The following is a 25,201-nucleotide window of genomic DNA, read 5'->3' as shown; positions in this document are numbered from 1 at the left end:
GAAATTTTCATCTGTTAAAAAATATGCCAAAGAACTATTTTATGCAAAATAGCGATTTTTCCAAGTTTATTCCCAAATGATTTTATAAATTTGCGTCTAAAAATTTTGAAAGGTATGAAAATTTTAATCATTGAGGACGAACCTGCTCTGCTGGAAACAATACAACAATTTCTCAAAACAGAAAAATACATTGTTGAAACGGCAACTGATTATATTTCAGGTGTTGATAAAATTGGAGCGTACGATTACGATTGTATTTTACTCGATATTATGTTACCTAAGGGAAATGGAATTGAAATCCTGAAAGAAATTAAACGCCTGAACAAAAAAGATGCTGTGATTATTATTTCTGCAAAAGATTCCGTTGAAGATAAGGTTTTAGGATTGGATTTAGGAGCCGATGATTATTTAGCTAAACCATTCAATTTGTTAGAGTTACATTCAAGAATAAAATCAGCCATACGAAGAAGAAACCAAAATGGTGAAAATTTTATTTCTTTCAAAAATGTAAAACTATTTCCTGAAGACAGAAAAGTTTTGGTAAATGAGCAAGAAATGACTTTGAATCGCAAAGAATTTGATTTGCTTTATTATTTTATGATTCGCCCCGAAAAAACACTACAAAAAACATCTCTGGCGGAATCGGTTTGGGGTGATAATATTGACCAAGCCGATAGTTTGGACTTCATCTATTCACAAATAAAAAATTTGCGAAAAAAACTCAAAGAATATAATGCGGAGATTGATTTTCAAGCAGTTTACGGAATTGGATACAAATTAGTATGAGTGTTTCGTTAAAAAGTTATACGTTAAAATATCTTGCCTCAGCACTCTTCATTATCATTGCTGTTTGGGCGGCACTTTTTTATACTTTTCTGATTGAAGAGGTTTATGATAACATTGATGACGGACTGAAGAACTTAAAAATTCAGATTATTCGTGAAGCATATGTAAATGATAAAATACTAGCTATCAATGATTTTGATTTCAATCAATTTCGAATTACTCCCATCGAATTTGATGAATACAGAGAAGGTAATTACTTCAGAACTGAGTCATTTTATATGGAATATGAAGACGATGTTGAGCCTTATCGTGTTTTGGAAACTTATTTCAGAGATAAAGAAGGACAACCCAAACGCCTTGAAATTCGCACCTCAATTGTGGAAGAAGATGAATTTGGACAAAATCTATTCATAGCTTTAATTGCTCTTTACATTGTAATTGTAACGAGCATTATTATGATAAATAATATAATTCTGCGAAAAACCTGGAAACCTTTCTATAAAATACTTGAAAAATTAGGAAATTATCAATTAGGAAAAGGAAGTGACGATAAAAAAGAAAAACCAACTAATGTTCGGGAATTTAATCTTTTGAATAGCCAAATTCAAAAAATGATTGACCGAAATGAACGAATGTTCAAACACCAAAAACAATTTATCGAAAATGCTTCACACGAATTGCAAACTCCTCTGGCTATTGCAATTAACAAAATAGAAATACTTTTAGAAGATGAAACTCTGAGCGAAGAAAATCTCATTGAGCTTAGCAATACGCGTGAAACTTTACTGAAGCTGGTAAAAATGAATAAATCCCTTCTGATGCTTTCACGTATTGAAAATAATCAATTTAGTCCACAAGAAGAAGTTAACTTTAATGATGTAACCAAAAAAATTGTTGAAGACTTTTCCGATATGATTGATTTTAAAGAAATTGAACTAAAACTGAATGAAAATAACACTTTCAAATCAATGATAAATCCTGATTTAGCTTATATTTTGGTTTCAAATCTTATGCGTAATGCCATCAAATACAACAAAAATTCAGGAATTATTTGCATCAATTTCTATGAAAATGGTTTCAATATTCAAAATTCATCTCTTGAATCCAAACCACTTAATAAAGAACTCATTTTCAATAGATTTTATAAATCCAATCAAGATACAACATCAACAGGATTAGGACTTTCTATTGTAAAAACAATCATTGATAATGCACAAAACTTGAAAATTAACTATCAATTTGAAAATGATTTACACACTTTTGAAGTAAAAAAAATATAATTTTTTCACTTTTCCCATTTTATTCCCAAATCATTGCTCAATTTTGCATCACAAATTTAAACTTATATCACATATGAAAAAATTAGCTACAATGTTATTTTTATTTGTAGGAATGACAATCAATGCTCAAGAATCTGTTGTAACTCAAAATGAACTGCCTCAAGAGGCTCAAAGTTTTATAAAAAAACACTTTTCGCAATACACTTTGGATTACATAATCCTTGATAAAGAGTATTTTTCCTCAGATGATTACACAGTAAGATTTTCGGAAGGACTTAAAATTGAATTCAATGAAAAGGGAGAATGGACGGAAATTGATGGAAATTACACTGAAATCCCTACTGAATTCATTTCAAAAAACATCACCTCGTACGTAAAAGCAAAATTTGCGAATACAAGAATTGTAAAAATTGAAAAAGGCTTCTTTGGTACTCAGGAAGTAAAATTATCCAATGGATTAGAGCTTGAATTTGATTCTAAAGGTAATTTCAAACGAGTTGATGATTAAAGTAAATAACCCCACAAAGTTTTTGTGGGGTTATTTACTTAGCAACTATTTCACTATCCTTTTTTCAATAATTCTATAGCGTGATCTCTTGCTGATTTGCTACTATTTTTACCTCCAAGCATTTCAGAAATTTCAGTAATTCTGTCATCTTCAGAAAGATGTTTTAACTGAGTTGTAGTTTTACCATTTACATCTTCTTTGAAAACCTTAAAGTGATAATCTCCTTTGGCTGCAATTTGTGGCAAGTGAGTAATGGCAAAAACTTGGCGATTTGTACTCATCATTTTCATAATATCGCCCATTTTTTGAGAAATTTCTCCTGAAACTCCTGTATCAATTTCGTCAAACATAATAGTAGGAAGCGCAGTGTGTTCTGCCATTATTGCCTTGACTGACAACATTATGCGTGACAGTTCTCCTCCTGAAGCTACCTTTTTGAGCTGACCAAAATTTCCTCCCTTATTGGCTGAAAACAAAAATGAAAGCTCATCAATTCCATTACTGAAAAACGTTTCTGTAGGGGTTACTTCAACAGAAAACTGAGCATTTGGCATTCCCAATTCGTGTGTAAAATCAGTAAGTTTTTTTATCAATTTCGGTATTATTTCCTCTCGAGTTTTATGAATTTGAAGTGCTTTTTGATACGTTTCTGCCTTTTTGTTTTCAACAATTTGCTGCTGTTCTGTGATAGAATCCTCAATGTTTTCAGTTTGCGAAACTGATTTTTCTAAATTTTCTTGAATTTTTATTAATTCATTAACTGTTAATACTTTATGTTTCTTCTGAAGCGTATAAATTAAATTTAATTGCTGAGAAATATCTGCTAAAATTTCAGGATTTGCTTCTATATTTTCATCGATATCAAAAACTTCATTTTGTAAATCTTCCAACTCAAGAAATGCAGATTCAATACGTTCAAATATATCTCTGTATTGCTGTTTATAATCCGTCAGGCTTGAAAAGGTTCGTTTTAATTCTCGAAGTTGATTAACAATCCCCGTATTTTCATCACTGAGCAAATGCAAACTCTCGGAAATACGTTCCTTTATCTCTTCTATGTTCGAAGCTTCTTCATAGGTTTCTTCCAATTGTTCTTGTATACCTTCTTGCAAGGGAGCCGATTTTAATTCCTTGAGTAAGTGTAAATTATAATCGTATTCTTTAGTTGCATTTTTCTGAAAATCAATAAGTTCTTGCAACTTTTTTTGTGATTTCTTCAACGATGACCACAGAGATTTATATTCCTCTCTTAAATCCTTATTACCTGCCATCGCATCAATGATTTCAAACTGAAACCCCAAATCGCCTAACGAAATGGTTTGATGTTGTGAGTGAATATCGACCAATACCTGTCCTAATTTATTGAGAATATCTAACGTTACAGGCGAATCATTGATAAAAGCACGTGATTTTCCTGTTGGGAGTATTTCCCTTCGGATAATCGTATTTGTGTCATAATCAATCTCTAATTCATCAAAAAGAGATTTAAATTGATATTTATCCAAATCAAATTCTACTTCAATGACGCATTTTTCATCAGTATTTCGCAAAACTGACATATCTGCCCGTTTTCCAAGAACTAAAGACAACGCATCTAACAAAATAGATTTTCCAGCTCCTGTTTCTCCCGTAATGATAATAAAACCTTCTGGAAAATCAATCTGCAAATCATCAATTAGTGCGAAATTTTTTATTGAAAGTGCTTTTAGCATTTTTTTGTATTTAATAGGTATTATATAAAATTACAAATGATATTTTATTTTTCGATTAAGAAATTATCACTTAATCTGATTCCATTTTACTATTTGCGAAGGAGCTATTCTGCTTAACATTTCCTTTAATGAAGCTGTATTAAAGATGCTTCCTCCTGAAAAGATTGACACAATTTCATCAGTTTTAGCATTGAAAAATAAATTCATTGCATAGGAATTTAGTCTTAGGCTTGGGATTTTCTCAAGAAGCAAAATCGCATTTTGAATTTCTTCTTTTCCTTGTTTCTCATTGCCACTCATTACATCTAATCCTAATCGGTGATATTGATACCAAGTTTTATGATAATTCTGATAATTCTCGGAAAGTAACTCATTCACTAATAACCAACGATTATTGCTTCCATCATCTGTCCAACCTCCAAATCCACTACTCTGAGCTGAAATTACAACATTCTGAGCTTGTGTAAAATAATGATGACTTCCTGATTCAGAAAAAGTATTAGCATCAAAACCTAAAATCAGATATACATAATACGCCACAACTGAAGTTAAATTCGATTCAAATGCATTTTCATTAAAAGAAAGAGGTTCGTATTCTTGATAATTAAAAAAAACATCTTTATCCTGCAAATTTAAAATAGGTGTTTGATACGATGTATTAAAAACAGGACGAGAAGATTGTACCAGCAAACTTGCTTCAAATCGATTTCCTTCGTATTTATTAATCACAAGTGTAAAACTACATTGAATACGCTCATTTTCTCGTACCTTTTGGTTTGTCCATTGTGTTTTATTGATAAATTCTTGTAATGATTTCTCAAGAGTTCTGAACACAGACTTATTGGTAACACTTATTTTTTGTGTATTGATAGAAACCAAAGCATTTAGTTCTTGTGAATGCAAATTCCAACCAAGAATTAAAACTAAAATACATAAAATTTTTTTCATAATTTTCGTCTATATTTCACGCAAATATAATTTATTTTTATGGAATAGAAAAAGAATTGAAAAATTTTATATCTTTACGCTTTAAATAATATTTATGGAAGAAAATAAACAAACTTTACTAAAAAAATGGAAAGAAACTTCAAGTGATAACCTAATGAAATTCTGGGAAGTTGATTTCGTGGAATTGGGTCAAGATTATATTATCTTAAAAATGCCTGTTACGGAAAAAGTTACTCAAATTGATGGCGTATTACACGGAGGAGCGACTCTCGCTTTGGCAGAAAGTGCAGGAAGCATTGCTGCTTGGATTCTTTATCGTAAGGAAGGAGAAAGCATACGAGGCATCGAATTGAGTGGCAATCACGTTAGGTCTGCAAAAATAGGCGAAATGGTATTCGCTAAAGCCACTTGCATCAATGCGGGTCGTACTTTACAACTTTGGGAGATAGAAATTACAAACCAAGAACATAAACTAATTTCATTCTGTAAGTTTACAACCATAAAAATAAAAGAACAATAGCAAAAATAGCATTCTTTCTTTCTAATCATCATTACTAAATAACTTAGTATGACCATTTTTAATAAAATCATTGAATTATATAATTCTGGTATTCCTTTTGTTGCTTTCAAAAAGCCTAATTCAAACATTATAGAAGTATTTGAACAATCAGATGATGTAGTTTATCGTTTTGATAATTCATTTTCCGCTGATGGATTTGTGTTAGCTCCTTTTCATAATGATGATAATTCTTCAATCATTGTTAAAGCAGACAAAAAGTATCAAGAAGAACTAAAAAGCAATCATATTGATGCCCCTGTCAAGAAAGAAATTCCTTTCAGTAATCTTGAAAAAGAACAACATATCAAGCTAATAGAAAAAGCTATTGTACAAATGCAAGAAGGAAACTTTGAAAAAGTTGTTCTTTCCCGAAAAATAACCATAAATCATAAAGCAAATCCTGTAAATGTCTTTGAAAAAATAACAAAACACTATTCTTCAGCATTTTGTTATCTATTTTCACACCCAAAAATAGGCACTTGGATTGCCGCAACGCCCGAAAAACTGCTTAGCATAAACAAAAATCAGTTTTATACAATGGCTCTTGCGGGGACACAACCTTACAACGAAACAGGAAAGCATACTTGGAAAGAAAAAGAGAAAGATGAACAACAAATCGTAACCAATGTAATTGTTCACAAGATAGCTCCGCACGTAAATAATCTTGATATTTCGCAAGTAAAAACCGTCAGAGCGGCAAACGTTGTACATCTTTGCACAGATATCGTGGCTGAATTAAAAAGTAATGAAAATCCTTTCATTATCGTTAATAAATTACACCCAACCCCTGCTGTTTGTGGTTTCCCTTACAATGAAGCAAAGCAATTCATTCTGGAAAATGAGCATTATAATCGTTCCTATTATTCAGGATACTGCGGAATTGTTGATAGCAATGAACATTCTATTGATTTTTATGTGAATTTACGATGTATGCAGATAGAAAATGACCAAGTTTTCATTTATGTAGGCGGAGGCATTCTAAAAGAATCCAATCCACAAGCGGAATGGGAAGAAACACAGAATAAAGCACAAACAATGTTCGCAATTCTTTGATAAAGTATTCTATTTTTAGTCTTGATACTAGTTAAAATTTAAAAATTACTGAAATAATACTTATTAGGTTACATTCAAACTGACACAAGTAATATCGTTCTAAACAAAAATCAGAATGTAAAGAAGTTCAGAATGAATGATAGAAAGTAATTCCTACAGAAATTTGTTCTTATTCATTTATAAATATCCTTCATCGATGTAGATATGCTTTATATCTTTATTCTTTGAAGGATTTTTCTTTTATCCAAATAGAAAAAATAGATGTACTTCAATCAAATCAAGATGTACTTCAACTAAATATAGATGTACTTTAATAAAATCTAGATGTACTTCAACTAAGTCAAGATGTACTTCAACTAAATCAAGATGTACTTCAACTAAATCAAGATGTACTTCAACTAAATCAAGATGTACTTCAACTAAATCAAGATGTACTTCAACTAAATACAGATGTACTTAAACAAAATCCAGATGTACTTTGATAAAATCAATATGAAATTATTATAATTTTAAGTAGAACTATTATAAAGTGAGATTAATTATGATTTAGTAAAACTAAAAAACTTTGCTGCAAATGTATATCTTACCATTTTACAGCAAAGTTTTAATATGAGTAATGTTTCCCTTATATAAAGAAATCTATTTCTTCCAATTTATTTCCTCTTTATTAGACAGATTTACTTTGATATCCTCTTCGGAAAGTGGTTTTTCAAAATGATTGTTCTCTATGGTTACATTTTTCACGTGTTCAAACAAAAATTTATGCGTATTCCAATGAAAAGGTTTAAATCTATCATTCCTAATAACTTTATTATCCTTAAAAACAAGATTATCTACTGATTTAGCATATAGGATTGGTTCATCAAACATCTCAAAAACATTATTTTCAATCACGATTCCTGAATGGAAATACTGCTTTTGATCTTTTAAATTCGGGATTTCAGGATAAATGGAAATGACAGCATTTGTAAATTGATATCTTGCCGTTAAAGCATTAATGAATTTGTTATTTTTAATGATAACATTTCTACAAGCACCCGTTTCATACCATCCGTTGCAGTCTCCGCAAAGCAAAATGGCTGTTCCGTGCGTGTGGTCAAACACATTATTCTCACAAACCACCTTTTTTGGAGTGCTGAACAACGCTCCTCTGGCTCTGTTATTCCTTATCAGATTATTATTGAAGATGACTTCGGGTGTCCACGTTAGGTTTTCAATTCCGAAAGGTTTGCTTGGCTCAATTTCCTGAGGGATATTCTCTGTAAAAGCAATTTCGAAAACCTTAGCACCAAATTCCGAAGGTTTATCAACAGCTTTGATGCTTTTTATTTTATAGATTTTATTATCAACTAAGTCCATCGTGTTTGAGGAAATAAACTGAACTTCATCGCCTACTTCTCCCCATAAAAATCCCCAAGCCTGATCGTGCATATAACGTGCCTTAATGGTATGGTCATTTGTCCGCTCAATTATTTTAAGATACGTTCCGTGTACATTAATAGCATCATCAGCCATTCCTTCATACAAACCGTTTTCAGAACGAATAATTCCTTTACAGGCAGAAAAATGAGTTGCATCGGCTTGTGTGGTAAAGTATCGGAAATCATTCTCTTTTAAGCAGACAGCAAACTTATTAAGTGTTATATTTTCCGAAAGCTGTGCTAATAATCCCATCCCATAAGCGTAATGTACTTTTACGTTTTCAACACGTGTATTTTTTGAATAATCAATTACAATTCCTGGTGTAGGACGATGATACGTTCGTAAAGCAAATCGCTCTCCCCTTTCTGTAAATTGATTTTGCTCCCAGCCTTCTATTTTTAATACATTATCACGTAGTTCAGTTACTTTTTCAGGAGTAAAATTGACATCAGCACGTTTGTAAGCTAATTTTTTATCTTCCCGAAAAGCCATTGCAACTATCGGACTTACGGAGTAATCTTTCCCAAAGACTATCAATTTATCATTTTCTATTCGGTAATTTTGTTTAGGATATATTTCAGCTATGGTGATATTGTTTTCTTTATCAACTTCCAGAATTTCCAGCTGTCTCAAATGCGGATATTGAAAATCTATTGAAAAATTTTTTAGGACAACATTTTTGCAATTCTTCAAAACGAAAGGAATCATTGTTCCGTGAAATATAAACTGACTTCCTTTTGCATCAATAACTACATTTTCAAGGTTTTCTAAATAGAATGCAACCTTTTTAGGATTGTCTTGATCGTGATTGGAGATGTAGAGTTCTTTTTGAAAACTTCCTTCAGGATAAAAATGATAGATTCCTTTTTCCAGAACAATATTTCTTTGTGTATTGTTCTTTGCTTTAATTTCTTCTATCTGTTTTTTAATCACAGGAGAATAGTTTTCTTTGTGTTCAACTTCCTGAATTGTTTTTGTCTTTTTAACGGCACAACTTAGGAACACTCCTAAAGCAAGAGCCAGAAGAAAAATGTACGTTTTCATTAATCTGTTTTTTGAAATTAGTTGAGCAAAGATAACAATAGTGAAGAAAAAAGGCAAAAAAATAACGCGGAACTCTCGTCCCGCGTTACTCTGAACATAAATTTTAATACAAAATGAAACAAATTCTCGTGATCACGGCAGGATTCGAACCTGCGACCGTCTGCTTAGAAGGCAGATGCTCTATCCAGCTGAGCTACGTGACCCCTTTAACCAAAAAAATATATTTCCAAAATGCAATATTGAAACATTTGTGAAATATATTTTACTTTTCAGTCGGGGCGGCAGGATTCGAACCTGCGACCTCCTGGTCCCAAACCAGGCGCGATGACCGGACTACGCTACGCCCCGAAAAACTTTTGCTTTGATGCGGAGAGACTGGGACTCGAACCCAGGCATCGGTTACCCGATGACAGATTAGCAATCTGCTCCGTTACCACTCCGGCACCTCTCCTTTATTATTATGAACGTCTTTGTTTCCGTTTTGCGAGTGCAAATGTAGAATTTTATTTTTTTCTATGCAAATAAATTTGAAGTTTTTTTTAGTGATTTTTTCACTTTTTTTTCATAACACTTATTCTCAATATTTTACATTACATAAATTTATTCATTTCTTTGTGAAAATTTTTATATCTTAAAAAAATTATAAACCTCCTCATAAAATAATGAGCCGTTTCTTAAAAATTCACTACTTCTGAAAAAAGAAAAAGTACAAAGTTCTACTTACTTTGTACTTTTCTTTTGTATAGTTTTTTTCTTAATTATTTAGCGAACAATCTAACATCAACACGTCTGTTTTTTGCTCTACACTCAGGCGTGTCATTTTCAGGACATACAGGATGTCTATCTCCATAACCCTCTGCACTTAATTGAGATTCACTTGCTCCCAAAGCTACCAACTTCATTTTCACAGATTCGGCACGTCTTTTTGATAATTCGATATTTTTCTGAGCATCTCCTGAATTATCCGTATATCCACCAACACGGAGTCCAGCTTTTGGAAAGGCTTTTAAAATTGTAACTATATTCATTAACTGTGCATCAGAATCAGATGTTAATTCATCACTTCCTGATTTAAAACAAGTTCTATCAAGAGTAATCCAATTTTGTTTTGCGTCTCTTTCTATATCAAAATTTTCATCTAACAATAGATTAACAATCTTTCTTTCAGAGGAGTTTAATCCAACTTGAAGCCCATTATTATCTGGTAAATTCAGCATAGAAACCTCTCCTACATCATATTTATAATTCCCATAAGCATCTAATAACTCTTTATCTGAATTTTCACTAACATCTTCTTTTTGAACAATATCAGAAACATTTTCTTGATTTAGTTCAACTTTAGATAAAGGTAAATCATTTGCAGTTGATGTATGTCCACCTAAAATTGGAGCAATTACCAAACCTACTAAACAAGTGAGTTTTATCAAAATATTCATTGAAGGACCTGATGTATCTTTGAAAGGGTCACCTACCGTGTCACCTGTTACAGCAGCTTTGTGAGCATCAGAACCTTTGTAGGTCATCTGTCCGTTAATTTCAACTCCCGCTTCAAAAGATTTTTTCGCATTATCCCAAGCTCCACCAGCATTATTTTGGAAAATAGCCCAAAGAACGCCCGATACAGCCACACCTGCCATATAAGCTCCTAAAGCCTCAGCTCCCATCACAAAACCAATAATAATAGGTGTAATGATAGTAATAGCTCCTGGAAGCATCATTTCGCGAAGTGCTGCTTTTGTTGAAATATCAACACATTTTCCATATTCAGGAGTACCTTTACCTTCCATAATACCTGGAATTTCACGGAACTGACGACGAACTTCATTAACCATATCCATCGCTGCCTTTCCTACCGATTGCATTGCCAAAGCTGAAAAAACAACAGGAATCATTCCCCCAATAAATAATGCGGCCAATACATCTGCCTTGAAAATATTGATGCCGTCAATTCCTGTGAAAGTAACATAAGCAGCAAACAAAGCCAACGCTGTTAAAGCTGCTGATGCGATAGCAAATCCTTTACCAACAGCAGCGGTGGTATTTCCTACTGAATCCAAAATATCTGTACGTCCACGAACCTCTTTGGGCAGTTCGCTCATTTCAGCAATACCTCCTGCATTATCAGCAATTGGTCCGAAAGCATCAATTGCTAATTGCATAGCCGTTGTAGCCATCATAGCTGAAGCTGCAATTGCAACTCCATAAAAACCAGCTAATTCGTAAGAACCCCAAATTGCTAGAGCAAAAAGCAAAACAGACGAAAATGTTGATTTCATTCCTGTTGCCAAACCTGCAATTATGTTAGTTGCAGCCCCTGTTGATGAATTTTGAACAATATTCAACACTGGTTTTTTACCCAAAGCTGTAAAATATTCTGTAAAAGCAGAAATCAAAAGTCCTACGGCTAATCCAACAACTGTTGCAAAAAATACATTACTGCTTGGAATATCTTTGATACCTTCACCAAAGAATCTCATTTGGATAGTCTCAGGAAGCATCATATCAATCAAAAACCAACAAGAAATAAGTGTCAGGGCTAATGCCACATAATTCCCCATATTTAATGATTGTTGTACCTGTTTCTCCTTAGCTTCGTTATTTTTAATACTTACGAAGAAAGTCCCTACAATAGAAGCTATAACTCCCACACCTGCAATCACAAGAGGAAGTAAAATAGGTCCCAAACCATCAAAACTATCGGAATAAGCTACCCCTGTAGCCTCAGTAATATCCTTGATAATATAATTTCCTAATACCATTGAAGCCAATACGGTAGCCACATACGAACCAAACAAATCAGCTCCCATACCTGCTACATCTCCAACGTTATCTCCAACGTTATCAGCAATTGTAGCTGGATTACGAGGATCGTCTTCTGGAATTCCAGCTTCTACCTTTCCTACCAAATCTGCTCCAACGTCAGCTGCTTTGGTATAGATACCGCCACCAACACGAGCAAAAAGTGCAATAGACTCGGCACCAAGCGAAAATCCTGCTAAGGCTTCCAAAACAATAGTCATTTCATCATAAAAACTCTTATTGCCTTGTAAGAAAACGTTAATAAAAATAATGAAAAATAAACTCAAACCAAGTACAGCCAATCCAGCGACTCCCAATCCCATAACGGTTCCTCCTCCGAAAGAAACTTTCAGAGCCTTTGGAAGACTGGTACGAGCTGCTTCTGTAGTGCGAACGTTTGATTTAGTGGCAATTCGCATACCAATGTTTCCAGCCAATGCAGAAAATAATGCTCCGAAAACAAAAGCCACTACAATAAGCCAATGTGAGGTTTCAACCATTCGGGAAACCACAAAAAGAGCTATCGATGCGATTACCACAAAGATAGCTAAAATGCGATATTCCGCATTCAAAAAAGCCAAAGCTCCTTCCTGAATTTTTTCAGAAATGCTTTGCATCTTTTCATTACCTGTTGCTTGTTTGTTAATCCATATAGCTTTGGTAATCATAAAAATAAGTCCGCAAACTGCAAGGACTAATGGAAGATAAAGTACAAATTTCTCCATAATGACGTATTAACTTAAATTTATATTAATGTAAAATAAAGCCGTAAAAGTAACACTATTAAAGGTAGTATCAAAAAAAATCTTAAAATTTAACAATTGAAAGCTCTTAAAATTTCATTTTATGAAAAATGAACAACCAACAATTGACTAATTTTTAAGGAATATTTAAATATTTATGTGTTTGAAGAGAAACTTTCCACTTCGGATTTTTCATAACAAAATCCACAATTTCAGGAATTACTTTTTCACGTCTGCTCCACTCTGGTTGTAGATATAAAATACACTTTTCAGATACTTTTGAAGCCATTTCTTCAGCAAAAATAAAATCGTGATTATTGTAAACAATTATCTTTAACTCATCAGCTTCTTCGAAAATTTCTGGAGTTGGTAATTTCATCTTTTTTGGAGACAAACAAATCCAATCCCAAACACCCGTAAGTGTATGAGAACCTGAGGTTTCTATATGTGTTTTTACACCACTATCTTTCAATTTTTGCGTTAGAGGAAACATATTCCACATAAGAGGCTCTCCTCCTGTAATTACTATTGTATCAGAGTATTTAACAGCTTCATTCACAATTGTATCTATGTGTGTGGGAGGATGTTTCTCTGCATCCCAACTTTCTTTTACATCGCACCAATGGCACCCCACGTCACAACCTCCTACACGAATGAAGTAAGCAGCCGAACCTTTATAATATCCCTCTCCTTGAATCGTATAAAATGCCTCCATTAATGGAAGCATTTCTCCTTTATCCACAGCTTTTTGAGTTTCTTTATCTAACATCTTAACAATTATTGTGGTGCAAAAATACAATAATAATTTCTATTCTGGTAAGTCTTCTGCCTTTAAGACCCAAGCATCAGAAATATTGGCTATAATTTTGATTTCTTCTGCTTTCAAATACGCTTCTTTATAGGTACCGTATTTTTCTACATATATGTAGTTAAGATTTCGCTCTTTGTTATAGATTGTATTTGTTTGATACCCTAATTTTTTAAGTTTTTCTATTTGTTTTAACATATTGCGTTGATTTAGGTAGACTCCCACAATTACGTAATACTTGAAGTTAGAATTTTCAACAACAGGCTCTAAAAATTGCTCCTCTTTCAGTTCTTTAACAACATTTTCTATTTGTAATGCAGTCAGAAATAAATAATATTGATCTGCACTTCTTGAAAAAGTCACTTTCAAAGAACTTGCTCCATTTGGAATAAGTAATTGATTGTCGGGAACATCAAAACTAAAAATATCAAAACCTAATGTATTTTGACTCGCTGGATTTCTACTTGTCACAAAAGTATTATTATCAGTAATTCCACTATTGAAAAAATTTCTTGAAGAGCGAGTTTCAGTTTCTAAGTCTAAAGAAATTCCAGTTACAGGATTGGAAATAAAGACTTTATCTCCCGCTATACTAAAATCACCTTCTAACACAGCTCCCATAACTTTTGTATGGAATACGTTTTCCTTTGGAGTTAAAAATCCACTGAAGTTGAACGATTTAGGATAATTATTAATAACAGAAAAACCATCGTATGTTATGATTTTTTTCTCACTACTATTCTCACTTTCATAAACAAACACCAAAGCCCAACCTGCCGCCACCCCACCTGCTATGTAACCATTTGTAGCTTTTACATTCGCAACGGTATATTCTCCTTCTACTACTGAAGAATCTGTAAATAAATGAGATACATCGGCATAATAAAGATATGGTGCTACTCCTTTTAGTGAAATTTCCTCAATTCCGTCAAAAATAAGCTCTCCTTTTACTGATAGATATTCTTCTTTAGCAGGAATTTTAATCATCACATTATCATCAATTTGCCTATCCGATTTTTTAATTTTGTAATTTTTACCTTTAAGCCCCCCAAAATCATACGGATAGGTCGCTGTCCAGTACAATCCTGCATAAATAACTTTTGAACCTCCCTTTCCATCAAAAGAAAAATCTGCACTGCTTGAAGAAAATGTATTTGGATTGTCATCAATATCAATATATTGCATATCCAATTCATCATTCATTTTTACCTTGTTAGAACGGTCGTCAAAAGGAACATTTGCAGTGTTTTTTCTGTCTTTCCTATTAACAATATTGTTTCCTATTATTTTCATTTCTCCTTTTAAAGAAGTTTCGTAACGAATAGTAAATTCTTTAGATGGAGCTTGGCTATATGAGCAAACCGAAACCATTGCACAAATTGAAGTTATAAGTAGTAAGTGTTTCATCTTCTGATTTTATTAAACTCTGCAAAGATAAAAATATTTTCTTCAAGAAATAAAAAAACGACACACGTAAAGAATCAAACAAATGTTATGAATAAACCTAAAATCAATGCTTGAAATTCTTTTTTGAAGAATTATTGAATTTTATTTGTACTTTTGCGGATTATTGCTTTTTGCAAAACATAAATTATACGAAGAATATCAATGCAATTTGAATTATTAAAAACAGACCCACATACGAAAGCACGTGCCAGTAAAATCACAACCGACCACGGAATCATTGAAACTCCGATATTTATGCCTGTCGGAACGGTCGCATCGGTGAAAGGAGTACACCAACGCGAACTCAAAGAAGATATCAATCCAGATATTATTTTAGGAAACACCTACCATTTGTATTTACGCCCAACTACTTCTATTTTAGAAAAAGCAGGTGGGCTTCACAAGTTTATGAACTGGGATAGAAATATCCTTACCGATAGCGGTGGTTATCAAGTATATTCACTTTCCGATACTCGAAAAATTAAGGAAGAAGGTGTGAAATTTAAAAGTCATATTGATGGTTCGTATCATTTCTTTTCGCCTGAAAATGTGATGGAAACACAACGAAGTATCGGAGCGGATATTATAATGGCTTTTGACGAATGTACTCCATATCCTTGTGATTATCAATATGCTAAAAAATCAATGCAAATGACGCATCGTTGGCTTGATCGATGTATCTCGCATTTGGAAAAAGTGCCACCAAAATACGGATATTCGCAATCGCTTTTCCCTATCGTTCAAGGTTCGGTGTATAAAGATTTACGTGAGCAATCGGCAGAATACATTGCCTCCAAAGGAGCTGACGGAAATGCCATTGGAGGGCTTTCGGTAGGAGAACCTGCTGAAGATATGTACGAAATGACTGACTTAGTTTGCAATATCTTGCCTAAAGATAAACCTCGTTATTTAATGGGAGTCGGAACACCTATTAATATATTGGAAAACATAGCCTTAGGAGTAGATATGTTTGATTGTGTGATGCCTACACGCAACGCACGTAACGGAATGCTTTTTACTTCCCAAGGGATTATCAATATCAAAAATAAAAAATGGGAAGATGATTTTTCGCCCATTGACCCCGACGGACATACATACGTAGATACCTATTACACAAAGGCTTACTTACGTCATTTATTTGCAGCGAATGAATTTTTAGGCAAACAAATCGCATCTATTCATAATTTAGGTTTTTATTTGTGGTTGGTTCGCGAGGCTCGGAAACACATCTTAGCTGGGGATTTTGCTTTCTGGAAAGAAAAAATGGTAAAACAATTGGGGCAACGACTATAAATCAAAAAATTAAAGTTCATAACAATGAAAACACAACTGCCTTACGATATTTATCAAAAGAAACTCGATAAAGAAATTTCTCATCGGGCGTCTTTTATGAACGATAGCAAGTGGTACAAATTTTTTGAAGAATTTTCAGTTAACAACCTTTCGATAAACGGAAGTAAAATCAAATTTTTATTAGAGGATAAAATTTATGATTTTAGTATCGGATATATTGGAGAAAATTATATGGATACTATTTTTGGAGTGTTTTCTTTTAAGGAAATTGAATGGATTTTTATTCCTCAAAAATATGAAATAGAAAGATTTAACAGAACGGAAAAGCTAAGTTATCGATACAAAGAAAATCCAATTGATAAAATTGAGAAAGCAATGAGCAATTTGGCACAATTTTGTTATGAAAAAGATGAAAACGGACTAAAAATCTACGGATACAAATGAAAATATTAGACTGGTACATACTAAAAAGATATTTGATGACATTTTTAATGTTAATATTGCTTTTCGTACCTATTGGAATTGTTGTGGATTTGTCAGAAAAAGTTGATAAAATGATTGACAGAAAAGCTCCTATCGATGAAGTATTAATGTACTACGGGGCTTTTTCAATTTATTTTGCAAATATTTTATTTCCAATTCTGTTGTTTTTATCCATTATATGGTTTACCTCCAAATTGGCTAATAACACAGAAATCATCGCCATTTTAAGTTCAGGAATTTCGTTTAACCGCTTTTTACGTCCCTTTTTCATTGGAGCTTCTATTGTTTCTGTAGTGGTATTTTTTATGGGAATGTTCATAGTTCCAGCAGCAAGTAAATATTATAATGAATTCTATAACAAATACTTACAAAGCAATTCAGTAACAAGCGTAAGCGATTTGTACAACCAATTCTCGGAGAATGACTACCTATATGTAAGTTCTTTCAATTACGAAGATAAAACGGGATATAATTTTTCTGTTGAGCATTTTGATGGAATTCATCTAAAACAGAAAATAATGGCTCAATCTATAAAATGGATTGAAAATGATAGTATAAAAACTTATCGGCTAACAGATTATGTAAAAAGAACTATCGGTGAGAATGACGATATTATCGAAAAGAAACAAGTACTTGACACACTTTTCACCTTTGAGGTTGATGATTTAATGCCTGTAGAATACGCCGCTGAAAGCAAAAATATTTTTGAATTAAATAAGTTTATTGAGCGCGAAAAAATGAAAGGCTCTCCTAATCTAAACCTCTATCTTTTAGTAAAATATCGCCGTTGGGGATTGATGGTAACTGCCTTTATTTTAACTATCATAGGAGTTGCTGTTTCTTCCGTAAAACGACGAGGAGGAATGGGAATAAACTTAGCTTTTGGAATTGTCATAGGTTTTGTTTTTGTATTTTTTGACCGTATTTTTGGAACTCTTGCAGAAACTTCAGGCTTATCTCCCCTGATGGCTGTAGCTATTCCAAATGTTATATTTTCGATTTTAGCCATATATCTACTAAGGGCTACAAAAAGATAAATCGTTTGTAAATCAATTTATAAGAAAAATAAAATAATACTATAAGAAAAATCAATCCGAAAACTCTCTTATGCTTATTTAATTTTCCTACCTTTGCATCTAACAAATCAAAAATATTAATATTATGAGTTATAATGCATTAGGACTTGAAAAGTCAAAAGTAGAAAATGTAGCAAATGAATTAAATGTACTTTTAGCAAACTTTCAAACATATTATCAAAATTTGAGAGGTGTACATTGGAATATCAAAGGAAAACGCTTCTTTGAGCTTCACGTAAAATTCGAGGAACTTTACAACGCAGCTCAAGTTCACGTTGATGAAATAGCGGAACGTATTTTAACATTAGGGTTTACTCCATTTCATACGTTTGAAGACTACGTAAAAAATTCAAAAGTACCTGTAGGACACAACGTATTCAATGATGATGCGACTGTACGTTTGATTATGGATAGCATTTCAGAACTTCTTAAAATAGAACGTAACTTGCTAAACACAGCCGATGAAGCAAATGACGAAGGAACTATTGCCTTAGTTGGAGAGCTGATAGCAGACCAAGAGAAAAATATTTGGATGTTAAAAGCATATTTGAACGAAACAATATAAGCTATTTAAAAACTGATACAAAAACATAAAAGTTTTATAACCAATAAATTAAAATAAAAATATTCAAAAACATATATTTACAATAAATTTAAATGTAAAAGTTTTTAACATTTTCTATTTTTATTTTTACATTTTTTTATTACTTTTGCCCCGAATACATAATATTACTGCTATATGGTAAAGCAATCTATCTGTAAGCCAGTTCCCATTAATCAGGAAGTTGTTTGGGATAAAACAAAAACTATTGTTTCTACTACTGACAAATTTGGGACAATTATTGATGTTAATCAAACATTTTTAGATGTTTGTGGATATTCAATTGAAGAAGTACTAGGACAGCCGCATAATATCATTCGGCATCCTGACTCTCCGCAGATTCTTTTCAAGATTCTTTGGGAGAATATTCTCGCAGGAAGAAATTTTCACGTTATTCTTAAAAATATTTCAAAATCGGGAAAATATTACTGGGTAATCACTGATTTTGAAGTAAATAGAAATACCGAAGGAGAAATTGTATCATTTACAGCAAGAAGAAGGTCTGTGGCAGAAAATGTTATCAATGAGCATATTATGCCTCTTTATGAAACACTTCTGAAATTAGAGAAGATTGGCGGAACAGACCTAAGTAATCGATATTTCAAAGGATTTCTTGACAAACAAGGAAAATCGTATGTTGAGTACATAATGGACATCGTAGGTGAAGATACAACAGCAAACATTACACAAATTATTTCTGATGAAAGAAAGCCTGAAGGCGAAATTATACCGCTTAAAGAGATTTCTGATGATATCTTTAACGAAGAAAAGAGTGAAGACACACGACGTAAAAACTTTTTCACTCGGTTGTTTTCAATAAACTAGTAAATCATACTTTTTCATAATCAAAATGAGAATATTGCTGATTTTTTCGAGTCAGCAATATTTTTTTATATAAGCTTCTCTCTTCTGAACTCGTTGTCAATTTTCAATTATTTTTCTATTTTTGCCCCTTCAAAAAATTGATTATGGAACGATATTTATCACTACTCAATGATGCTCAAAAAGCACCTGTTCTTCAGAAAGATGGACCTTTAATGGTTATTGCTGGTGCAGGTTCTGGAAAAACGAGGGTTTTGACCTATCGTATAGCTAATTTGATGCATTTGGGTGTTGATGCTTTCAATATTTTAGCACTTACCTTTACCAACAAAGCCGCCAATGAAATGAAAAAACGTATTGCGGAAATTGTGGGAAACAGTGAAGCTAAAAACCTGTGGATGGGAACATTTCACTCTGTTTTTGCAAAAATATTACGTATCGAAGCTGATAAATTGGGATATCCGCAAAATTTCACTATTTATGACACTCAAGATTCTCAACGTTTGATAAGTGCTATCATACGAGAGATGGAACTCGATAAAGACATTTATAAATACAAACAAATTCAATCTCGCATTTCATCTTTTAAAAACAGCTTGATAACCGTTCGAGCATATTTTAACAACCCTGAATTAATGGAAGCTGACGCAATGGCAAAACGTCCGCGAATGGGAGAAATTTACCAAAACTATGTAGAACGTTGTTTCAAAGCTGGAGCGATGGACTTTGACGATTTACTACTGAAAACCAACGAACTACTAAATATGCATCCTGATGTTTTGGCTAAATATCAAAATCGTTTTCGATATATTTTAGTTGACGAGTATCAAGACACAAACCATTCTCAATACTTGATTGTAAAAGCTTTAGCTGACCGTTTCCAGAATATTTGCGTAGTAGGTGATGATGCTCAAAGTATTTATGCTTTTCGAGGAGCCAATATCAATAACATTCTGAATTTTCAACGGGATTACCAAAATGTCCAAGTATATCGATTGGAACAAAATTATCGTTCTACCAAAAACATCGTAGAGGCGGCCAATTCAGTCATTGAACATAACAAAACTCGTTTAGAAAAAGTTGTTTGGACAGCCAATGAATTGGGTGAACCCGTAAAAATACATCGAAGTGCAACCGATTCTGATGAGGGGCGATTTGTAGCAAGTTCTATTTTTGAAAATAAAATGTTACATCAAATGCAAAATGGGCAATTTGCTGTACTCTACCGAACTAACTCTCAGTCCCGTGCCATTGAAGATGCCTTACGAAAACGTGATATTCCATATAGAATTTATGGAGGATTATCGTTCTATCAACGTAAGGAAATCAAAGATATGTTAGCTTATTTACGGCTAATTGTTAACCCAAATGATGAAGAAGCTCTTATCCGAATTATCAACTTTCCAGCAAGAGGAATAGGTAGTTCAACCATTGAAAAGCTGACTTTGACAGCAAATCATTACAAAAAGTCTATTTTTGAAGTGATGTACAACATCAATCGAATTGAGGGATTAAATATTGGAGTTGGAATCAAGCAACGTTTGACGGAATTTGTAGTAATGATTCGTAACTTTCAGGAATTCAGCAAACAAGCTAATGCTTTCGACATAGCTGAACAAGTGGCTCGAAAAACAGGATTACTACAAGAATTCAAAAAAGATGGAACGCCTGAAGGTATTGCTAAAATGGAAAACATTGAGGAAATGCTTAACGGGATTAAAGATTTTGTGGAAGGACAGCAAGATGTTGCTGATAGTACTTCAAGTCTTTCCGAATATCTGGAAGATGTTTCCTTAGCTACCGATATGGACAAAGAAATTGAAGATGATGACCGAGTGGCTTTGATGACAATTCACTTGGCAAAAGGATTGGAATTTCCTTATGTATATATCGTTGGAATGGAAGAAGATTTATTTCCATCTGGAATGAGTGTGCATTCACGTTCAGAACTGGAAGAAGAACGCCGACTTTTTTACGTTGCACTGACAAGAGCTGAAAAACAAGCATACCTTACTTATGCCGAAAATCGTTATCGTTGGGGAAAAATAGTTGATAGTGAGCCAAGTCGCTTCATTGATGAGATTGATTCAAAATATGTACAGTACTTAACTCCGCCTATCAGTAATCCAAATTATCGATATAAACCATTGATTAACAGAGATATTTTTGGAGAAGTAGATAAAAGTAAATTACGTTTACAAAAACCTATAAGTTCAACTCCTCCATCAACAAACGCCCCCACAGGAGAAGCCTTACAGCGATTACGAAAGCTAAAACCGATGAATGGAAATTCGTCCGCAATGGGCTCAAATACTGGTTTACAATTAGAAATAGGAATGTTGGTAGAACACGAACGTTTTGGACGCGGAAAAGTATTATCACTGGAAGGAGCTGGAAATGACAAAAAAGCTGAAATCAACTTTGAAGTAGGTGGTATCAAAAAGATTTTATTGAAATTTGCTAAATTAACAATAATCTAAGCATTTATTTACAATTTTAGCAAAGCTCCTAATGTAGTAATTTTCAATTTATTTATAATTTTAAGAAAAGCAATTGCTGTTAAAAAAGCATCACCTGCTGCATTATGTCTGTCGTGAGTTGTTATGTTTAACTCTTGACAAATTTCATCTAAACTATAATTCTTATCATTTTTCAAAAGATAATTAATGACTTTGGTTTTCTTAAACAGATAATTAGTATCTAAATACTTGTTTTTTAGGGGAGAAAGCTCATTTCGTTGTAATGCAGCATTTATCATCTTCACATCGTATCCTACGTGATGCCCTACCAAAATAGCATCTTCAATATATTCCAAAAATTGGACTAGAGCCTCTCTTTCAGCTAATTTTTGATACTTATGATTTTTTATAATTCCGTGAATAGGAATACTTTCAGGATTTGATTTTTCCTGCTCCAAAAAAAATTCAATACTATTTTTTAAATCAATACGATTATTTAAAATGGTTACGGCTCCTATGGATAATATCCTATCTGTAGAGAACTTAAATCCAGTGGTTTCTGTATCAAAAACTACAAAACGAACATTTTCCAGAGGAATTTCATTTTTTTTTGATTTATTCCGAAATATATTAAAAAACGACATATACTTTAATAATTTTCTAAAAAGTCAAGTAATTTTTTAAAAGCCTTTCCTCGATGACCTATTTCATTTTTAGTAGCAAGAGGAAGTTGTGCGAAAGTCTGAGAAAAACCATTAGGCTGAAAAACAGGATCATAACCAAAACCATTAGTACCTACTGGAGTATTTGTAATTATTCCCTTTACAATTCCTTCAAACACATAAGTAGCATCGTCTAAACACAATGCTATCACGGTTTTAAATTGTGCTTCTCTGTTTGTTTTACCTTCCATATTTCGTAAAAGTAATTGCACATTATCAGTATCACTTTTATGATTTCCTGCATATCGTGCTGAATAAACTCCAGGCTGACCATCTAACGCTTTCACTTCCAATCCTGTATCATCAGCAAAAACATTGTAACCATATTTTTCCTTAATATAATTCGCTTTTAAAATTGCATTTCCTTCAATGGTTGCTTCCGTTTCCTCAATATCCTCAAAACATTTAATATCATCTAAACTCAAAAGTTTTATATCATCAGGCATAAGAGATTGTATCTCCCTCATTTTATTATGGTTATGGGTAGCAAATACAAATTCACGCATTTTATTCATCTTTTTATTATTACACAAGAAAAAGAGGTATACTTACGAGTCATATACCTCTTTTTTAACAAAATTATGAAAATAAATTATCCTTCCTTATTTTCTTCCTCTACTTCTTCAGTCTGTGTATGTTGCAAATTTTTCAACTCACGCAACTTCGCAGTCCAAGTTTCGAGGTTTTCTTTCTGATTATTGATATTTTTAATTACTTCGCGGAAAAGCGGATTGCTCTCATCTACATTACTGAAAAACTGCAAGTTATTCTCCAATTGCAAAATTTCCAACTTAAGTTCATCAATTCGCCTACGAACAAAAAACATCTCCTGATTTAATGAATTTTCATCATCCTCGTTAGCTAATTTTTCTAACTTGTTATTGTATTTAATAAGCTCAATTTCTTGTTTATCAAAATCCAACTTTTTATAAAATGCATCAATAACTTTATTGAATTTTGTGTCAATTCCTCTTTTTGATTGAGGAACCTTTCCTAACTCATTCCACTGACTTACAAAACCTTGCAAAATCTCAATTTCCTTTTCTCTATCTTTCGTGAGCTTATGTTCTTTTATCTTATCAAGGAATTCTTTTTTCTTGTCAAGAGCTACATATTCCTCATTTTGGTTATGCCTTATGGCTTTATGTAATTCATCGAAATACTCGTTACAAGCTTTGCGAAATTCTTTCCAAATTTTGTCTGCATTTTTCTTCGGAACATTTCCTATTTCTTTCCACTCCTCCTGAATTTTTTTCATTACAGGAGTGACAGCTTCCCAATCTCTACTATTTTTATTAGCTTTGGCTATCTCCAACAATGCAAGTTTCTTTTCAAGATTTTCCTGTTGCTCCCTTTTCAGTTTTTTGTAATAGTTATTCTTTTTACGATTGAACAAGCGTACCGACTCTTTAAACTTAGTCCAAACTTCGTCCGTAAGATGAGCTGGAACTTTGCCCACACTTAAAAATTCTTCACGCAAAGCATCTATTTCCTTAATTCCTTTTTGCCAAGCATTATGGGAAGAAATATCTTTATTGGCAATTTCTTTAATTTTTTCAATAATTTCAGTTCTTTTTACTGCATTTTGTTCATAAACTTTGTCTAAATTATCGAAATAATATTGTCTTTTCTTATGAATGTTTTTCGTAGCCTCACTAAATCTTTGCCATACTTCTTCACGATACTCACGAGCCACAGGACCAATATCTTCCTTCCAAATTTTATGTAAAATTTGTAACTCACGGAAAGCTTTCATCGCATCTACATCTTCCTTACAAAGAGCTTCAGCTTTTTCAATTATTTTCAATTTTTCTTCTAAGTTCCGTTTGAAGTCAATGTCACGTAAATCACGACTTAAATCGATAAAATCATAAAAATTTTCAACGTGATGATGATAATTTCCCCACAAAACATCATAATCCTTACGCGAAACAGCCCCCGCCTTACGCCAACGTTCCTGTAATTGCTGGAAAGTCTTGAATGTAGTATTGATATTTTCCTCTACATTTATTAAATTTTTGATTTCCTCAATAATTTCCTGACGTTCTATCAAGTTTTCTTTATGAATTTTCTCTAATTCTTTATGGTAATTGTTTCTCTTTTCACGATATTCATTGAACAGAACATAAAAAGTTCTATGGATAGGACTTTCGTACTTAAAATCGTACTCTTCTCCCCCATCTGCAAGGTATTCTTCTTTTTTTTCTTCAAGAAGTTCTTCATATTTTTTATCAAATTCCTGCCGAATTGCCTCAGCGTGTTTCTTGATTGCTTGTACCTTTTCGGTATGAAGTAACCTCTTAAATTCTTTTGAAAGAGCCTCTAATGACATAGCTTCGTAATTCAACAATGGAATTTCGTGGCGTTTTGAATTTTCCAAATCCTCAGCATCTTCAGCGTTTTCCTGATGGATTTCGTCTAAATACTCAATCCCCCCTGTAGTTGAATTAACATTTTCTTCAAGATTTTCTTTCTCGTAAAAAACTTCACCTTTTTCTGTTGGTTGCAGATTATCCTTCTTTAGTTCTGACATAAGTTTAATGATTTATGGTTATTTTGTACTTAACTTCAAGTAAAACACGACCTAAAGATACAACAAAATATTTAATCTCCTAATTTTTTTTATTTATTTATTTA

General features: G+C 32.8%; 20 protein-coding genes and 3 tRNA genes. 11 read left to right on the top strand and 12 right to left on the bottom strand.

The genetic code is table 11. The features are described from left to right. The first annotated feature begins 114 nt into the window (after positions 1–114). The 3 genes from YW9_RS0102635 (at position 115) to YW9_RS0102625 (ending at position 2,574) form a co-directional block, all read left to right on the top strand. On the top strand, positions 115–786 hold the full coding sequence (locus tag YW9_RS0102635) for a response regulator transcription factor (RefSeq protein ID WP_018278628.1): 672 nt from the start codon (positions 115–117) through the stop codon (positions 784–786). Beyond that, on the top strand, positions 783–2,066 hold the full coding sequence (locus YW9_RS0102630; protein WP_018278627.1) for a sensor histidine kinase: 1,284 nt from the start codon (positions 783–785) through the stop codon (positions 2,064–2,066). The genes YW9_RS0102635 and YW9_RS0102630 overlap by 4 nt, the downstream gene beginning before the upstream one ends. A 73-nt stretch (positions 2,067–2,139) precedes the next feature. Further along, the gene (locus YW9_RS0102625) at positions 2,140–2,574 is read left to right on the top strand and encodes a PepSY-like domain-containing protein (protein ID WP_018278626.1); all 435 of its coding nucleotides are present in this window, start codon (positions 2,140–2,142) and stop codon (positions 2,572–2,574) included. A gap of 53 nt (positions 2,575–2,627) precedes the next feature. Here the strand turns inward: YW9_RS0102625 and recN are convergent, their stop codons facing one another. Then, the gene (recN, locus tag YW9_RS0102620) at positions 2,628–4,286 is read right to left on the bottom strand and encodes a DNA repair protein RecN (RefSeq protein WP_018278625.1); all 1,659 of its coding nucleotides are present in this window, start codon (positions 4,284–4,286) and stop codon (positions 2,628–2,630) included. A gap of 66 nt (positions 4,287–4,352) precedes the next feature. Next, positions 4,353–5,234 carry a type IX secretion system protein PorD gene (gene porD / locus YW9_RS0102615; RefSeq protein WP_018278624.1) on the bottom strand — a complete coding sequence of 294 codons (882 nt, stop codon included), beginning with the start codon at positions 5,232–5,234 and terminating at the stop codon, positions 4,353–4,355. 94 nt (positions 5,235–5,328) lie between these two features. On the opposite strand from porD, the gene YW9_RS0102610 reads away from it, so the two are divergent. Beyond that, a complete protein-coding gene (locus YW9_RS0102610; protein ID WP_018278623.1) occupies positions 5,329–5,754 on the top strand; it encodes a PaaI family thioesterase in 426 nt (141 codons plus the stop codon). Between the two features lie 48 nt (positions 5,755–5,802). Then, entirely contained in the window at positions 5,803–6,846 is a 1,044-nt protein-coding gene (locus YW9_RS0102605; RefSeq protein WP_018278622.1) for an isochorismate synthase, read from the top strand. Between the two features lie 639 nt (positions 6,847–7,485). Here the strand turns inward: YW9_RS0102605 and YW9_RS12420 are convergent. The 7 genes from YW9_RS12420 to YW9_RS0102570 form a co-directional block, all read right to left on the bottom strand. Beyond that, positions 7,486–9,312 carry an alpha-1,3-galactosidase-related protein gene (locus YW9_RS12420; protein ID WP_018278621.1) on the bottom strand — a complete coding sequence of 609 codons (1,827 nt, stop codon included), beginning with the start codon at positions 9,310–9,312 and terminating at the stop codon, positions 7,486–7,488. 129 nt (positions 9,313–9,441) lie between these two features. Then, a tRNA-Arg gene (locus tag YW9_RS0102595) sits at positions 9,442–9,515 on the bottom strand. A gap of 70 nt (positions 9,516–9,585) precedes the next feature. Continuing rightward, positions 9,586–9,660: transfer RNA gene (locus tag YW9_RS0102590), tRNA-Pro, on the bottom strand. Positions 9,661–9,679: 19 nt separating this feature from the next. Continuing rightward, positions 9,680–9,763: transfer RNA gene (locus YW9_RS0102585), tRNA-Ser, on the bottom strand. Positions 9,764–10,070: 307 nt separating this feature from the next. Further along, positions 10,071–12,836, bottom strand: coding sequence for a sodium-translocating pyrophosphatase (locus YW9_RS0102580; protein WP_026193765.1), 2,766 nt, complete (start codon positions 12,834–12,836; stop codon positions 10,071–10,073). A 154-nt stretch (positions 12,837–12,990) separates the two neighbouring features. After that, positions 12,991–13,623, bottom strand: a complete 633-nt coding sequence (locus YW9_RS0102575) for a 7-carboxy-7-deazaguanine synthase QueE (RefSeq protein WP_018278619.1) — start codon at positions 13,621–13,623, stop codon at positions 12,991–12,993. Positions 13,624–13,662: 39 nt separating this feature from the next. Continuing rightward, complete coding sequence (locus YW9_RS0102570; RefSeq protein WP_018278618.1) at positions 13,663–15,069, bottom strand: SPOR domain-containing protein; 1,407 nt, start codon at positions 15,067–15,069, stop codon at positions 13,663–13,665. 201 nt (positions 15,070–15,270) lie between these two features. On the opposite strand from YW9_RS0102570, the gene tgt reads away from it, so the two are divergent. The 6 genes from tgt (at position 15,271) to YW9_RS0102540 (ending at position 21,863) form a co-directional block, all read left to right on the top strand. Further along, positions 15,271–16,401 (top strand): tRNA guanosine(34) transglycosylase Tgt, encoded by a 1,131-nt coding sequence (tgt, locus tag YW9_RS0102565; RefSeq protein WP_018278617.1) that lies wholly within the window; start codon positions 15,271–15,273, stop codon positions 16,399–16,401. A 24-nt stretch (positions 16,402–16,425) separates the two neighbouring features. Then, complete coding sequence (locus tag YW9_RS12415) at positions 16,426–16,845, top strand: DUF6678 family protein (RefSeq protein ID WP_018278616.1); 420 nt, start codon at positions 16,426–16,428, stop codon at positions 16,843–16,845. Beyond that, positions 16,842–17,921 carry an LptF/LptG family permease gene (locus YW9_RS0102555; protein WP_026193764.1) on the top strand — a complete coding sequence of 360 codons (1,080 nt, stop codon included), beginning with the start codon at positions 16,842–16,844 and terminating at the stop codon, positions 17,919–17,921. The genes YW9_RS12415 and YW9_RS0102555 overlap by 4 nt, the downstream gene beginning before the upstream one ends. A gap of 124 nt (positions 17,922–18,045) precedes the next feature. Continuing rightward, positions 18,046–18,525 (top strand): Dps family protein, encoded by a 480-nt coding sequence (locus YW9_RS0102550; protein WP_018278614.1) that lies wholly within the window; start codon positions 18,046–18,048, stop codon positions 18,523–18,525. A 174-nt stretch (positions 18,526–18,699) separates the two neighbouring features. After that, entirely contained in the window at positions 18,700–19,386 is a 687-nt protein-coding gene (locus YW9_RS0102545) for a PAS domain-containing protein (RefSeq protein WP_018278613.1), read from the top strand. A gap of 143 nt (positions 19,387–19,529) precedes the next feature. Then, complete coding sequence (locus YW9_RS0102540; protein WP_018278612.1) at positions 19,530–21,863, top strand: ATP-dependent helicase; 2,334 nt, start codon at positions 19,530–19,532, stop codon at positions 21,861–21,863. Between the two features lie 8 nt (positions 21,864–21,871). Here the strand turns inward: YW9_RS0102540 and YW9_RS0102535 are convergent, their stop codons facing one another. The 3 genes from YW9_RS0102535 to YW9_RS0102525 all read right to left on the bottom strand — a co-directional run bounded on the left by YW9_RS0102535 (position 21,872) and on the right by YW9_RS0102525 (position 25,097). After that, positions 21,872–22,486: a 3'-5' exonuclease gene (locus YW9_RS0102535; RefSeq protein WP_018278611.1), complete on the bottom strand. Its 615-nt coding sequence runs from the start codon at positions 22,484–22,486 to the stop codon at positions 21,872–21,874. 5 nt (positions 22,487–22,491) lie between these two features. Next, positions 22,492–23,079, bottom strand: a complete 588-nt coding sequence (locus tag YW9_RS0102530) for a non-canonical purine NTP diphosphatase (protein WP_018278610.1) — start codon at positions 23,077–23,079, stop codon at positions 22,492–22,494. Positions 23,080–23,156: 77 nt separating this feature from the next. Continuing rightward, a complete protein-coding gene (locus YW9_RS0102525; RefSeq protein WP_018278609.1) occupies positions 23,157–25,097 on the bottom strand; it encodes a DUF349 domain-containing protein in 1,941 nt (646 codons plus the stop codon). Positions 25,098–25,201 lie beyond the last annotated feature (104 nt).

The sequence above is a fragment of the Capnocytophaga cynodegmi DSM 19736 genome, assembly GCF_000379185.1.
GTDB classification, from domain to species: Bacteria; Bacteroidota; Bacteroidia; order Flavobacteriales; family Flavobacteriaceae; genus Capnocytophaga; species Capnocytophaga cynodegmi.
Note: the sequence above shows the minus strand (reverse complement) of the source record. Positions and strands in the feature narration are given on the sequence as shown.

Coding starts and splice junctions, on each gene's coding strand:
- YW9_RS0102635 (WP_018278628.1), top strand. CDS start 115: ATGAAAATTTTAATCATTGAGGACGAACCTGCTCTGCTGGAAACAATA.
- YW9_RS0102630 (WP_018278627.1), top strand. CDS start 783: ATGAGTGTTTCGTTAAAAAGTTATACGTTAAAATATCTTGCCTCAGCA.
- YW9_RS0102625 (WP_018278626.1), top strand. CDS start 2,140: ATGAAAAAATTAGCTACAATGTTATTTTTATTTGTAGGAATGACAATC.
- recN (WP_018278625.1), bottom strand. CDS start 4,286: ATGCTAAAAGCACTTTCAATAAAAAATTTCGCACTAATTGATGATTTG.
- porD (WP_018278624.1), bottom strand. CDS start 5,234: ATGAAAAAAATTTTATGTATTTTAGTTTTAATTCTTGGTTGGAATTTG.
- YW9_RS0102610 (WP_018278623.1), top strand. CDS start 5,329: ATGGAAGAAAATAAACAAACTTTACTAAAAAAATGGAAAGAAACTTCA.
- YW9_RS0102605 (WP_018278622.1), top strand. CDS start 5,803: ATGACCATTTTTAATAAAATCATTGAATTATATAATTCTGGTATTCCT.
- YW9_RS12420 (WP_018278621.1), bottom strand. CDS start 9,312: ATGAAAACGTACATTTTTCTTCTGGCTCTTGCTTTAGGAGTGTTCCTA.
- YW9_RS0102580 (WP_026193765.1), bottom strand. CDS start 12,836: ATGGAGAAATTTGTACTTTATCTTCCATTAGTCCTTGCAGTTTGCGGA.
- YW9_RS0102575 (WP_018278619.1), bottom strand. CDS start 13,623: ATGTTAGATAAAGAAACTCAAAAAGCTGTGGATAAAGGAGAAATGCTT.
- YW9_RS0102570 (WP_018278618.1), bottom strand. CDS start 15,069: ATGAAACACTTACTACTTATAACTTCAATTTGTGCAATGGTTTCGGTT.
- tgt (WP_018278617.1), top strand. CDS start 15,271: ATGCAATTTGAATTATTAAAAACAGACCCACATACGAAAGCACGTGCC.
- YW9_RS12415 (WP_018278616.1), top strand. CDS start 16,426: ATGAAAACACAACTGCCTTACGATATTTATCAAAAGAAACTCGATAAA.
- YW9_RS0102555 (WP_026193764.1), top strand. CDS start 16,842: ATGAAAATATTAGACTGGTACATACTAAAAAGATATTTGATGACATTT.
- YW9_RS0102550 (WP_018278614.1), top strand. CDS start 18,046: ATGAGTTATAATGCATTAGGACTTGAAAAGTCAAAAGTAGAAAATGTA.
- YW9_RS0102545 (WP_018278613.1), top strand. CDS start 18,700: ATGGTAAAGCAATCTATCTGTAAGCCAGTTCCCATTAATCAGGAAGTT.
- YW9_RS0102540 (WP_018278612.1), top strand. CDS start 19,530: ATGGAACGATATTTATCACTACTCAATGATGCTCAAAAAGCACCTGTT.
- YW9_RS0102535 (WP_018278611.1), bottom strand. CDS start 22,486: ATGTCGTTTTTTAATATATTTCGGAATAAATCAAAAAAAAATGAAATT.
- YW9_RS0102530 (WP_018278610.1), bottom strand. CDS start 23,079: ATGAATAAAATGCGTGAATTTGTATTTGCTACCCATAACCATAATAAA.
- YW9_RS0102525 (WP_018278609.1), bottom strand. CDS start 25,097: ATGTCAGAACTAAAGAAGGATAATCTGCAACCAACAGAAAAAGGTGAA.